Here is a 12,347-nt window from a genome sequence, read left to right on the forward strand (position 1 = left end):
GATGACTCGCATGGCTACCCCAGTTCTGGTTTGCGGTTCGATGGCGTTCGACACCATCGCGGTGTTTGAAGGACGTTTCAAGGAACACATTCTGGCCGACCGCATCCAGTCGCTGAGCGTGTCGTTCCTGGTGCCCAGCATGCGCAAGGAATACGGCGGCTGCTCGGGCAACATCGCCTACAACATGAACCTCCTGGGCGGCAAGCCAGTGCCTGTCGCGACCGTGGGTGAAGACGCGGGCGAGTACATGGAGCGCATGGCTGGCCTGGGCATCGACGTCAGCCGCGTGAAGGTGATTCCGGAAACGTTCACCGCGCAGTGCTTCATCACCACCGATCTGGACGACAACCAGATCACTGCCTTCCACCCGGGCGCCATGTCGCACGCGGCGGAAAATGATCTGAGCGACGCCGACGCGGCCTGGGCCATCGTTGCGCCCGACGCCAAGGAAGGCATGTTCGCCCATGCCGAGCGCCTGCATAAGCGCGGCATTCCGTTCATTTTCGACCTGGGCCAGGCCATGCCGCTGTTCGACGGGGCGGACCTGGAGCGCATGCTCAAGCTGGCGCAGGCGCTGACGGTGAACGACTATGAAGCCGGCGTGGTGGAACAGCGCACGGGCCGCAGCATGGACGACATCGCCCGCAGCTTGCAGGCCGTGGTGGTGACGCGCGGCGCGGAAGGCGCCACGTTGCTGACCGAAGGCAAGACCATCCAGATTCCGCCGGTGCGCGCGGCCCAGGTGGTCGACCCGACCGGCTGCGGCGACGCGCAGCGCGGCGGCCTGCTTTACGGCCTGACCAGCGGCTGGAACTGGGAAGACAGCTGCCGTCTGGGCAACGTCATGGGCGCCATCAAGATCGCTTCGCGCGGCCCGCAAAACCATGCGCCATCGCGCGCCGAGATCGACGCCGTGCTGCACGCGACCTACGGTATTCATCTGCCGCTCTAAACCCCTCGGGAACCCTGCAGTTGCGCTGCGGTCGAAGCGTTGGCGAGGGTTGAAGACGCCGTGTTCCGGCGTCTTTTGCGGCTGTGTTTTTCAGCTTCTGGCGGTGCGTTTCAGTGTGTTGCAGCATCGCTGGCCCCAATTCGGGGCCAGGGTATGATGAGTACATCGTCGGCAACGGCCGATCGAGGAGTCCAAATGAATCAAAGCAAAACTTTTTCCCTGGTGACGCCGCGCGCGGGGCGCTGGCTGGCGATCGCCGCAGTCGTGACCTCGATGGCGGTCCTGGGCGGCTGCGCCAACCGCAGCGCGTCCAGCGGCGTCTACAGCTATGACCAGGCGCAGCGCGAGCAGATCGTCCGTACCGGCACGGTCACCGGCGTGCGTCCTATCGTGATCCAGAACGACAAGTCCAGCGGCGTCGGCATGGTGGCCGGCGGCGCGCTGGGCGGCGTGGCGGGTAACGCCATCGGCGGCGGCACCGGCCGCACCATCGCCACTGTGGGCGGTGTCATCCTGGGCGCGCTGGCGGGTAACGCCATCGAGAACCAGACCGGCAAGAATTCCGGCTACGAAATCACCGTGCGCCTGGACAACGGCGAAACCCGCGTGGTTGCGCAGGAAGCCGATGTGCCCATCAGCGTGGGACAGCGCGTGCAGGTGATCAGCGGCTCCGGCCCGACCCGCGTTACGCCGATGTAATGACCAGTCCAGCGCCGCTTGCGGCGCGGCCACGCAAAAGCCCCCGTCAGGGGGCTTTTTTATTGCCGGCGCATGGGGCGAAAAGGGGGGCAAGGCGGCAAAAGCTGGATAAGCGTAAAAATCTGTCGCTCGGCCGCAACGCGGCGCCCAGGGACTTACCCGCGAACGTTACGTTTGCCAGCGTTTTCTCGCGATTTCCTCCAAAAGCGTCATGGCGATTTGACGAACGTGGTGCCATGATTGCGCCTGCGATCGACGTCGCATTGCGAAAATCATGTAACTGAGTGCATCGGAACGTCGATTGCCGGGGGGCTGGATATTCAGCCTGGTTTCAGCAGTTTCTCTGTAATCTCGTCGTCCTGAATCCCGGGGCGGGGGATTGTTGGCCGATCAGGCCTGTAACGCCGCACTATCTATGCATACCGAGCAAGAACTCCACACCAAGATCGGCGAGATCGTCGAGTCGATCGTCATGAAGAAAGTCACCCCCGATACGCAGTTGATTGCCACAGGCCTGGTCGATTCGCTCGCCGCCGTGGACATCACGCTGGCGGTCGAGTCGGAGTACGGCTGCAGCATTCCGGCTCCCGAGATCGCGGAGCACCTACAGTCGGTCCGCACGCTTGCCGGCTATGTCGCTGCCCATACTTCGTAATACCCGGCTGTTGTCTCACGTCGCGGCAGCCGCGACGGCGGTGGCTCTGGCGGTGGGTACGTATTGCGGCGCGGACGATCTGCTCAGCCGCGTCGTGAATCCCATGTCGGCGCCCTCGGCCGCGGGCTCCGCCAAGAGCAACTACCTGCCCAACCTGGGGCCGGACTGGGGTACGCAGCACGTCAACCTGAACCGCCTGGGCAACGCCCTGAGCGATGGCACGCTGGTCGTGCTCGGCTCGTCCGAACTGTCCAGCCACGACCTGCGCTTCGTGCCTTACCGCTTCTTCCCCGAAGAGCTGAAAGTGCCGACGCTGGCCTATGGCCACGCCATGTTCCAGTCCTATGGCATCGTCAGCGTGCTGGAGTCGGTGGCGGATTCGCTCACGCCCAATACACGGTTGGTGATCATGCTGTCGCCGGCCTGGTTTGCCTCGGGCGGGCAGTTGCCGCGCAGCGCGTTCGCGGAGCACGTCACGGGACCGGTCTGGGACCGGCTCTGGGACCAGCCCAACACGCGCGAACAGATGCAGAACTGGATCAGCGACAACGCCAACTGGGGCCTGCTGTGGCTCATCGCCAATGGCCAGGTTGCCGAGCTGAAGGACAAGCTGGCGCTGTGGTGGCATGCGCGCAAGGAACCTGCACCCGATCGTCCGCGCACCAAGCTATCCGTGCCGGCGCACCGCTACGTGTCGTGGCCGTCGGCCGCACGCCTGGACCAGGGCCAGTGGGGCCGGCTGACGCATCAGGCGCGCGTGGTCGAACAGGACCTGGGCGGCCATAACCCCTACGACGTGCGCGACGATTACTACAAGCAGTACCTGGCGGCGCTGTATTCGCCAGCCCGCAACGAGTTCGCCGACATCGATCCGATCACCCGCACGGAACTCGGCGACCTGTCGCGCGTGATGGCCTTGCTGCAGAAGCGCAAGGTCCACGCCTACTTCGTCATCCAGCCCTTCAATCCCAAGCTCATCCTGGACGTGGAACGCTTCGACCCGGTGGTGGCCGCCATCACGGGCATGTGCGAGCGCTACCAGATGGGCTGCCTGGATCTCTACAGCATCCCCTTTGAACCGGGCATGCTGCGCGACGACATGCACCTCGCCGAACTTGGCTGGGCCATGGCCGATCAAGGCATTGCGGAGTACTTTTCCCGATGAGCAAGATTCTTCCCGCGGCCGCGCCCGAGGCCGGCCGCGCTGTTGAAGGGCAGGAAACCCGCAAGGCGGCCGTCGCCTGGGGCCGCCGATTTCTCTGGCACCTATGCCTGTATATCGGCGTGATCCTGGTGTTCGTGCTGCAGGCGCAGCCCACCACGGGCAGCGGCGGGCCGATCAAGGTCGAATTCCAATACCAACAGTTCTGAGCCCGCCATGGAATTGTTCGCAAGCTTGAGCTTTTTCGGCGGCGCCTTGTGCGGCGGCCTGGGCCTGTTGGCCTACCGTTCCTTCGGCATGCCGTTCCGTATCGGCTACCGCCACATCATCGGCGTGATCTGCCTGGGCGTGTGGATGGCGGTGTTCTGGGCGCGTCCGTATCAACCCATCGCCTTGCTGGCCATTTCCGGCACCGCGCTGTGGGCGGTGCGGCGCAACTACATCCCCACCTGGCTGGCCGTGATCATCACCATGACGCCGCTGCTGCTGGTGAAGACGGGCGTGTCGCACCTGGGCGCCATGCTGGGGCTGTCCTTCGCCACGTTCCGCGCCATCGACGTGCTGCTGTTCGCGCAGCGCAACGAACGCGTGTCGCCGCTGGACTACTTCATCTACCTGTTTTTCCCGCTGACGTTGCTGGCCGGTCCCATGTACCGCTGGCGTAATTTCCAGGCGGACCTGAAGCGCGGCTACGAAGGCGTGAACCTGAACACCTGGCTCAGCGGCCTGGAGCTCATCATGCTGGGCGTAATCCAGAAGTTCGGCGTGGCCGAACTGATCTGGCGCTACGGCCTTGCGACGCTGGACGCGCATGACTATTCGTTCACTGGCGTGGCGCTCAACGCTACGCTCTACAGCGCCTATCTGTTCTTCGACTTCGCCGGCTATTCCACCATGGCGATCGGTATCGGCATGCTGTTCGGATTCACGTTGCCGATCAACTTCCGCAATCCGCTGGCCACACTGAACCCGCAGGATTTCTGGCGCCGCTGGCACATCAGCCTGTCGGAGTGGTTGCGCGACGTGGTGTTCATGCCCATCTACAAGGCGCTGAGCAAGACCAAGTTCTTTGGACGCCACCGCATGGCGGCGCAGAACATCGGCATCTTCGCGACCTTGCTGGCCATGGGCGTCTGGAATGGCCTGTCGCTGCACTACATCGTCAGCGGCCTGATGTTCGGTGCGTACTCGGTGGGCCACAACCTGCTGATCAACGCGGCGCGCACCCGCCCGGCCTTGCAGGCTGCGCTGGCGCAGCCCGTCATGCGCTTTCTCGGGCGCGTGCTCACCCTGATTCTTGCTGCGCTGGCGCTGTACGTGTTCAGCGGCCGCAGTCCCATCTGACGCCGGGAGTTTCGGCATGCGTTTCGATCTGAAGTCTTTCCAGTTCACAGATACCGGATATGCGCCCGACGCGCCTGCGGTCGTCGCCGCCGACCGCAGCCTGAGCTGGTCGCAATTGCGCGCCGAGGCAGGTGCCTGGGCCGACGAGGCGCGCAGGCAGGGCGTGGCGCCGGACGTGCCGGTGGCCATCTATGGTCACAAGGAAGCTGCATTCTTCGTCGCCATGGTCGGCGCCTTGCTGATCGGGGCGCCGTTCGTGCCGGTGGATACCATCTATCCGCAAGAGCGTTTGCGCCGCATCGTCGAGATCGTGCGCGCCGCGGCCGTGTTCGATGCCGCCAGCGGCAGCTTCACGTCGGGCGAGGGCGCCATGCTGGCCGAGCGCGGCCTGGCCTACGTCATGTTCACGTCCGGCAGCACGGGTGACCCGAAGGGCGTGCAGATCGGCCGCGAAAGCGTGGGCCTGCTGGGCGACTGGATGCTGGGCAGCTTCGGTCTGGGCGAAGCGCCCGTGTTCATGAACCAGGCGCCATTCAGCTTTGACCTGTCCATGTACGAAGTGTTCGCCACCTTGGCCGCGGGCGGTTGCTGCGTGCTGAATGCACGCGAACAGATTGCCGCGCCTGCTGCCTGGATGGCCCGCCTGGCGGAGCACGGTGTGACGGTCTGGGTGTCCACGCCGTCGTTCGCGCATCAGCAACTGGCCAACCGCGATTTCTCGCCGGCTGCATTGCCTGGGTTGCGCACCTTCCTGTTTTGCGGCGAGCCGCTGCCCGCGGCGCTGGCCAAGAAGCTGCGCCAGCGTTTCCCGGACGCCGTCATCCTCAATACCTACGGCCCCACGGAAGCCACCGTGGCGACCACCTGGATCGAAGTCACGGACGCCGTCCTGGCCGCGCACGACCCGCTGCCCGTGGGGCATGCCAAGCCGGATAGCGTGCTGATCGTGGACGAAGGCGAGATCTGCATCGTGGGCGACCACGTCATGCGCGGTTATCTGAATCGCCCGGACCTGAACGAAGCCAAGCTCTACACCTACGCCGACGGCCGCCGCGCCTTCCGCACGGGCGACCTGGGCCAGATGGAGAGCGACGGCCTGCTGTTCTGCCGCGGCCGCATGGACGACCAGATCAAGTTGAACGGCTATCGCATCGAGCTTGCCGAGATCGACGAAGCGCTGCATGGCCTGCCGGGCGTGGAGGGCGGCGCCTGCGCAGTGCTGCGCAGGCCCGACGGCACGGCGGTGCGCTTGATCGGATTCGTGGCGGGGGTGGAGGAGCAGGCGCCGCGCATTTTGGCGCCTGAGGCGCTGGCGGGCTGGAAAGAGCGGCTGGCGCAGCGCTTGCCGCCTTATATGGTGCCGTCCGAGCTGGTGGCCTGCGCGGCGCTACCGATGTCGAACAATCACAAGATCGACCGCAAGAAGCTGGTCGAGATCTACGCCGGCATTCCGGCGTAAGGGCCGGCGGGGCGTGGCCCCGCCGCTTTACAGACCCACCATGCGCTGGCTGATGTTGGACAGCACCATCAACAGCACCTGCGCGACGATCAGCAGCACCAGCGGCGAAAAGTCGATCGCGGTGCGCGGCAGCAGGCGGCGGATGGGGTCCAGCATGGGCGCGGTCAGCGCCTGCAGCAGCGGCATCATGGGCGCCATCGGATTCACCCACGACAGCACGGCCTGGATCAGCGTCAGCCATACCACCAGGTTCAGCGCCCATTTGACGGCCATGATCAGCGCCGAGCCCATGACCCTGGGCAGGTAATCCAGCGGAATCAGCGCACCGATCACCACCAGCCAGATCAGCACCAGATAGACCAACGCGGACAACCACACGGCGACGAGGCTGGTCCAGTCGATCTTGTTGCCGGCGGGAATGATCTTGCGCAGCGGCATCACCAGCCAGTTGGTGACTTGGTAGATGAAGCGCGACAACGGGTTGAAGGGGTGCAGCCGTATCGCGTGCATCCAGGCGCGCGCAATCAGCGCCGCGCCAAACAGCGTGAACACGATTTCGAGAAGGAAACGCAAGATTTCATCGAGCATGGACACGGTCACCCTGAAAAAGAGGAGTCAATTGTCGCATGCCCAGGCGAAAAATCGCCTGCAGGCCGCGCGCGCTCGCCGTTCTGGAGGATGCTGGCCGATGCCGGACCGCGCGGACACGAAAAAGCCGCCCGGCTTAAGCCAGGCGGCTCTGCGAAGCTAGTGCTTCGAACCGTCCGGATTAAGGACGGCCACCCGTCGGGAACGGCCACGACGCGGCGGGGTTCAGCGCGGTCTTCGCGCCCGGAGCAGCAGCCGTGGACGGCGGCGTTGCGGGCTTCTTCGGAGCGGCTTTCTTCGCAGCGGGCTTCTTGGCGGCAGCAGGCTTCTTGGCAGCAGCAGGCTTGGCTGCAGCAGGAGCCTTCTTGGCAGCGGGGGCCTTCTTGGCAACAGCCTTCTTGGCGGCAGGCGCCTTCTTGGCTACGGCCTTCTTGGCAACCGCCTTCTTGGCAGCAGGAGCCTTTTTGGCGACGGCCTTCTTGGCTACCGCTTTCTTGGCGACGGCCTTCTTGGCGACGACCTTCTTGGCTACGGCTTTCTTGGCAACCGCCTTCTTGGCGACAGCTTTCTTGGCCACGGCCTTCTTGGCGACAACCTTCTTGGCTACCGCTTTCTTGGCGACTGCCTTCTTGGCGACGGCCTTCTTGGCTACCGCTTTCTTGGCGGCGACCTTCTTGACTGCCGGCTTCTTGGCGGCAACCTTCTTCACTGCCGGCTTCTTGGCAGCGACTTTCTTGACGGCTACCTTCTTGACGGCAGCTTTCTTGGCCGGTGCGGCCTTCTTCGCTACTGCCTTCTTGGCGGCGGGCTTCTTCACCGCTTTCTTTACGGCTTTCTTGGCTGTTGCCATGGTCATGCTCCTTAGGTTCAGGGGTCCCAGAACTTAAACCCGTGCCCCGATCCGCCAACAAGGCGCATCGTGCCCGGGCTATTCATCGGCGCAAGCCGCTGTTCTGTGCGAGCAACAGCTACTACGGTTTGCGCTAATGAATTCGGCACAGCCATTTGATATGGCCCCCGCTCCTTTGGCGCGAGCCATTTCAAATGGCGCCGGTAGACGACCTGATCACAGGCCGCCGACCGCTTGTTCTACGTGTGTTCGATTGCCCCCACGCCGCGCCTTCGGCTTGCTGCCCCCCGAGGGGGCGCGTTTTGCCTTGGGGCGGCCCGGCGGCAAAACACCCTGACCAGGGAGAACATCATCAAGCCTGTCGCGAACGCAACGCTCCTTGCGTCTGGAGCGTGCCCGCGCCGGGCCTGATGACGTACTGCTTTTACTCCCAGCTCAGCGTGCCACCGGTTTGGTATTCGATCACGCGAGTTTCAAAAAAGTTGCGTTCCTTTTTAAGATCGATCATTTCCGCCATCCACGGGAAGGGATTTTCTTCCTGCGGGTACAGCGGTTCGATACCGATTTGCTGGCAACGACGGTTGGCGATGAAGCGCAGGTAGGATTTGAACATAGGTGCGTTCAAGCCCAACACGCCGCGCGGCATCGTGTCTTCGGCGTAAGCGTATTCGAGTTCGACCGCTTTGCGGAAGAGTTCTCGAATTTCTTCGCGGAATTCCGGCGTCCACAGATGCGGATTTTCCAGTTTGACGGTGTTGATCAGGTCGATGCCGAAATTGCAGTGCATGGATTCATCGCGCAGGATGTACATGTACTGCTCGGCGGCGCCGGTCATCTTGTTCTGGCGGCCCAGCGCCAGGATCTGCGTGAAGCCAACGTAGAAGAACAGGCCTTCCATCAGGCAAGCGAAGACGATCAGCGACTTCAGCAGCGTCTGGTCGGCTTCGGGGGTGCCCGTCTTGAAGTTGGGGTCCGCGATCGCGTCGATGAACGGGATCAGGAACTCGTCCTTGGCGCGGATGGACGGCACTTCGTTGTAAGCGTTGAAGATCTCCGCTTCGTCCAGGTCCAGGCTTTCGACGATGTATTGATAGGCGTGCGTGTGGATCGCTTCTTCAAACGCCTGGCGCAGCAGGAACTGGCGGCACTCGGGCGCCGTGATGTGGCGGTAGGTGCCCAGCACGATGTTGTTCGCGGCCAGCGAGTCGGCGGTGACGAAGAAACCCAGGTTGCGCTTGACGATGCGGCGCTCGTCCTCGGTGAGCCCGTTCGGGTTCTTCCAGAGGGCGATGTCGCGCGACATGTTGATCTCTTGCGGCATCCAGTGGTTGGCGCAAGTCGCCAGGTACTTCTCCCATGCCCACTTGTACTTGAAGGGCACGAGCTGATTGACGTCGGTCTGGCCGTTGATGATGCGCTTGTCGGCAACCTTCACGCGTTGCGAGGTGGCGGAGCCGCTGGCGGCCAGGCCAGCCGCGTGTTCAGGCGCGGCAGGCGTCGGCATGGCGGTGTCGCCGAAAACACCGGTCGCCGCCCGGACTGCGGGCGCAGCCTGCCCGCCCGCCGCGGGTGCGGGCGATTGTGCAGGTTGCGTGGCGATGGTGTCGTCTTCCCAATTAATCATGATTCATTCTCCGGAGGCGGTTATTGGCAGGCTTCGCACTCTTCGAAGCCGGGGTCGCCCGGCCGCATGGTGCAAACCGCCCCGAGAACTTCGGGTTCCGGCAAAACAGGTGCAGCAGCGACAGCAGGACCAGCGGACGGTGCGCCCGCCGAGACGGCGTTCAATTCGCCGCCGCGTCCCGTGGACTTCTCGGCGCTGGTGGCGCCAAGCGTACGCAGGTAGTAGGTCGTCTTCAGGCCGCGCTTCCAGGCCAGCTTGTAGGTGTCGTCCAGCTTCTTGCCCGACGCGCCCGACATGTAGATGTTCAGCGACTGTGCTTGATCGATCCACTTCTGGCGGCGCGACGCGCATTCAACCAGCCAGCTCGGTTCGACTTCGAACGCGGTGGCGTAGAGGTCGCGGAGTTCGGAAGGTACGCGATCGATGCGGGACAGGCTGCCGTCGAAGTACTTGAGGTCGGCGACCATGACTTCGTCCCAGAGACCGAGTTTCTTCAGGTCACGCACGAGGTAATCGTTAACGACCGTGAACTCGCCGGAGAGATTCGATTTGACGTACAAGTTCTGGAAAGTGGGTTCGATGCACGCAGATACACCAATGATATTGGAAATAGTCGCGGTTGGGGCGATTGCGATGCAATTGGAGTTGCGCATGCCATGTTGTTTGATGCGCGCGCGCAACGTATCCCAATCGAGCGTGCTCGACTCATCAACTTCAACGTGACCACCGCGTTCATCGCGCAGCATCTTCAACGTGTCTTGCGGCAAGATGCCGCGCGACCACAACGAGCCTTCATACGATTGATAACGGCCGCGCTCTTCAGCGAGCAGGCTCGAGGCCCAGTACGCGTGATAGCACACGGCTTCCATCGAACGGTCGGCGAATTCGACAGCGGACTGCGATGCGTAAGGCACGCGCATCATCTGCAGGCAGTCCTGGAAGCCCATGATGCCCATGCCCACCGGACGATGGCGCGCGTTGGAATTGCGGGCCTTGTCGACGGCGTAGTAGTTGATGTCGATCACGTTGTCGAGCATGCGCATGGCGATGCTGACCGTGCGCTTGATCTTGTCGTGGTCGAGTTCGAAACCGCCGCCGGCAGCCGGCTTCATGTGCGCGACCAGGTTCACAGAACCCAGGTTGCACACCGCGATTTCGGATTCGTTGGTGTTCAGCGTGATCTCGGTGCACAGGTTCGAGCTGTGCACGACGCCGACGTGCTGCTGCGGCGAACGGATGTTGCAAGGATCCTTGAACGTGATCCAGGGGTGGCCGGTTTCGAACAGCATCGACAGCATCTTGCGCCACAGGTTCAGCGCCGGCATCTTCTTGAAGAGCTTGAGCTCGCCGCTGGCGACGCGCGCTTCGTAGCCCACGTAGGCTTCTTCAAAGGCGCGGCCGTACTTGTCGTGCAGGTCGGGGCAGTCGGACGGCGAGAACAGCGTCCACTCGCCGCCTTCCATGACGCGCTTCATGAACAAGTCGGGAATCCAGTTCGCCGTGTTCATGTCGTGCGTGCGGCGGCGCTCGTCGCCGGTGTTCTTGCGCAGTTCCAGGAATTCTTCGATGTCCAGGTGCCACGATTCCAGGTACGTGCAGACAGCGCCCTTGCGCTTGCCGCCCTGGTTGACCGCGACGGCGGTGTCGTTGACGACCTTCAGGAACGGCACGACGCCCTGGCTTTCGCCGTTGGTGCCCTTGATGTGGCTGCGCAGCGCGCGCACCGGGGTCCAGTCGTTGCCCAGGCCGCCGGCGTACTTGGCCAGCAGCGCGTTTTCCTTGATGGCGTCGTAGATGCCTTCCAGGTCGTCGGAGACGGTGGTCAGGTAGCACGACGACAACTGCGAGTGCAGCGTGCCCGAGTTGAACAGCGTCGGCGTCGAGCTCATGAAGTCGAACGAGGACAGGATCTCGTAGAACTCGATGGCGCGGGCTTCGCGGTCGGTCTCGCGCAGCGCCAGGCCCATGGCCACGCGCATGAAGAACACCTGCGGCAGTTCGATGCGCGTGCCGCGGATGTGCAGGAAGTAGCGGTCGTACAGGGTCTGCAGGCCGAGGTAGCCGAATTGCAGGTCGCGCTTGGCGTTCAGGGCGTGGCCCAGCTTGGTCAGGTCATAGCTGGCCAGATCGGGCGACAGCAGGCCGCCTTCGATGCCGCGGGCGATGAAGGTGGGGAAGTACTCGGCGTAGCGGGCGGCCATGCCGTCCTGCGAGACTTCTTCGCCCAGCACTTCCTTGCGGATCGTGTGCAGCAGCAGACGGGCGGTGACCTGGCTGTAGGCCGGGTCCTTTTCGACCAGCGCGCGCGCGGACAGGATGGCGGACTTGAACACTTCGTCGACGGGGATGCCGTCGTAGAGGTTCTTGACCGTTTCCTTCAGGATCGCTTCCGTGTCGATGAATTCGGCCAGGCCTTCGCCGGCGGCTTCGATGGTGGCGCGCAGCTCAGCCAGATCCAGCGGGCGGCGCACGCCGGCGTCGGTCACGTTCAACACGTGTTCCTGCGGGGCGGCGGCCTTTTCCTGGTTGTCGGCGGCGGCGGCAGCGGCGGCAGCGCGTTCCTGCGTGCGCTTTTCGCGGTACAGCACGTAGGCGCGGGCGACGTCGTGTTCGCCCGAGCGCATCAGGGCCAGTTCGACCTGGTCCTGGATGTCTTCAATATGGAAGGTGCCGCCGTTGGGGCGGTTGCGCACCAGCGCGTTGACGGCCTGGCCGGTCAGGTTCTCGACCAGCTCACGCACGCGCGCGGAGGCCGCGCCCTGGCCGCCGTTGACGGCCAGGAAGGCCTTGGTCATGGCGATGGCGATCTTGTTGGGTTCGAACCCGACCACCGAGCCATTGCGGCGAATGATGTTGTAGCTGGCCCATTGCCCGCCATTGGGGTCGGCAGGGGAATCGGTTTGGGAGGGCGGCACGGCCGAGGGCCGGGTCACAGAGGCGATCGTAGTCTGCATGGAAGCTCCTGTGCGAAAAGCGCGTAGATAGCGACATGACGGCGTCATGTCAGGTACAAA

Annotated in this window: 11 protein-coding genes; 7 read left to right on the forward strand and 4 right to left on the reverse strand. The window is 63.6% G+C overall.

What is annotated here, in order from left to right; all coding sequences use genetic code 11:
- Positions 1–10 precede the first annotated feature (10 nt).
- The 7 genes from HV793_RS10550 (at position 11) to HV793_RS10580 (ending at position 6,271) form a co-directional block, all read left to right on the forward strand.
- Positions 11–952, forward strand: a complete 942-nt coding sequence (locus tag HV793_RS10550; protein WP_054458332.1) for a carbohydrate kinase family protein — start codon at positions 11–13, stop codon at positions 950–952.
- A 195-nt stretch (positions 953–1,147) separates the two neighbouring features.
- Positions 1,148–1,651: an outer membrane lipoprotein gene (locus tag HV793_RS10555; protein WP_013391382.1), complete on the forward strand. Its 504-nt coding sequence runs from the start codon at positions 1,148–1,150 to the stop codon at positions 1,649–1,651.
- Between the two features lie 415 nt (positions 1,652–2,066).
- Positions 2,067–2,306, forward strand: coding sequence for an acyl carrier protein (locus HV793_RS10560; RefSeq protein ID WP_006226661.1), 240 nt, complete (start codon positions 2,067–2,069; stop codon positions 2,304–2,306).
- A complete protein-coding gene (locus HV793_RS10565) occupies positions 2,284–3,471 on the forward strand; it encodes a D-alanyl-lipoteichoic acid biosynthesis protein DltD (protein ID WP_054458333.1) in 1,188 nt (395 codons plus the stop codon). Before HV793_RS10560 ends, HV793_RS10565 begins: the two co-directional genes overlap by 23 nt.
- A complete protein-coding gene (locus tag HV793_RS10570; protein ID WP_054458336.1) occupies positions 3,468–3,677 on the forward strand; it encodes a hypothetical protein in 210 nt (69 codons plus the stop codon). Before HV793_RS10565 ends, HV793_RS10570 begins: the two co-directional genes overlap by 4 nt.
- Positions 3,678–3,684: 7 nt before the next feature.
- Positions 3,685–4,812: an MBOAT family O-acyltransferase gene (locus HV793_RS10575; protein WP_054458338.1), complete on the forward strand. Its 1,128-nt coding sequence runs from the start codon at positions 3,685–3,687 to the stop codon at positions 4,810–4,812.
- Positions 4,813–4,828: 16 nt separating this feature from the next.
- Positions 4,829–6,271, forward strand: coding sequence for a D-alanine--poly(phosphoribitol) ligase (locus HV793_RS10580; protein WP_175161244.1), 1,443 nt, complete (start codon positions 4,829–4,831; stop codon positions 6,269–6,271).
- A gap of 27 nt (positions 6,272–6,298) precedes the next feature.
- On the opposite strand, the gene HV793_RS10585 is transcribed toward HV793_RS10580, so the two are convergent.
- The 4 genes from HV793_RS10585 to HV793_RS10600 form a co-directional block, all read right to left on the reverse strand.
- On the reverse strand, positions 6,299–6,859 hold the full coding sequence (locus HV793_RS10585) for a YggT family protein (RefSeq protein ID WP_054458342.1): 561 nt from the start codon (positions 6,857–6,859) through the stop codon (positions 6,299–6,301).
- A gap of 181 nt (positions 6,860–7,040) precedes the next feature.
- Positions 7,041–7,709 (reverse strand): histone H1-like DNA-binding protein, encoded by a 669-nt coding sequence (locus HV793_RS10590; protein WP_054458344.1) that lies wholly within the window; start codon positions 7,707–7,709, stop codon positions 7,041–7,043.
- Positions 7,710–8,133: 424 nt separating this feature from the next.
- A complete protein-coding gene (locus tag HV793_RS10595) occupies positions 8,134–9,333 on the reverse strand; it encodes a ribonucleotide-diphosphate reductase subunit beta (RefSeq protein ID WP_054458346.1) in 1,200 nt (399 codons plus the stop codon).
- Between the two features lie 20 nt (positions 9,334–9,353).
- A complete protein-coding gene (locus HV793_RS10600; protein ID WP_054458348.1) occupies positions 9,354–12,287 on the reverse strand; it encodes a ribonucleoside-diphosphate reductase subunit alpha in 2,934 nt (977 codons plus the stop codon).
- Between the last annotated feature and the right edge of the window lie 60 nt (positions 12,288–12,347).

This window comes from Achromobacter aegrifaciens, assembly GCF_902859965.1.
Lineage (GTDB): Bacteria > Pseudomonadota > Gammaproteobacteria > Burkholderiales > Burkholderiaceae_B > Achromobacter > Achromobacter aegrifaciens.

Bases quoted from the DNA above. Each gene is read 5' to 3' on its own strand.
- HV793_RS10550 (WP_054458332.1), top strand. From the start codon at position 11: ATGGCTACCCCAGTTCTGGTTTGCGGTTCGATGGCGTTCGACACCATC.
- HV793_RS10555 (WP_013391382.1), top strand. From the start codon at position 1,148: ATGAATCAAAGCAAAACTTTTTCCCTGGTGACGCCGCGCGCGGGGCGC.
- HV793_RS10560 (WP_006226661.1), top strand. From the start codon at position 2,067: ATGCATACCGAGCAAGAACTCCACACCAAGATCGGCGAGATCGTCGAG.
- HV793_RS10565 (WP_054458333.1), top strand. From the start codon at position 2,284: ATGTCGCTGCCCATACTTCGTAATACCCGGCTGTTGTCTCACGTCGCG.
- HV793_RS10570 (WP_054458336.1), top strand. From the start codon at position 3,468: ATGAGCAAGATTCTTCCCGCGGCCGCGCCCGAGGCCGGCCGCGCTGTT.
- HV793_RS10575 (WP_054458338.1), top strand. From the start codon at position 3,685: ATGGAATTGTTCGCAAGCTTGAGCTTTTTCGGCGGCGCCTTGTGCGGC.
- HV793_RS10580 (WP_175161244.1), top strand. From the start codon at position 4,829: ATGCGTTTCGATCTGAAGTCTTTCCAGTTCACAGATACCGGATATGCG.
- HV793_RS10585 (WP_054458342.1), bottom strand. From the start codon at position 6,859: ATGCTCGATGAAATCTTGCGTTTCCTTCTCGAAATCGTGTTCACGCTG.
- HV793_RS10590 (WP_054458344.1), bottom strand. From the start codon at position 7,709: ATGGCAACAGCCAAGAAAGCCGTAAAGAAAGCGGTGAAGAAGCCCGCC.
- HV793_RS10595 (WP_054458346.1), bottom strand. From the start codon at position 9,333: ATGATTAATTGGGAAGACGACACCATCGCCACGCAACCTGCACAATCG.
- HV793_RS10600 (WP_054458348.1), bottom strand. From the start codon at position 12,287: ATGCAGACTACGATCGCCTCTGTGACCCGGCCCTCGGCCGTGCCGCCC.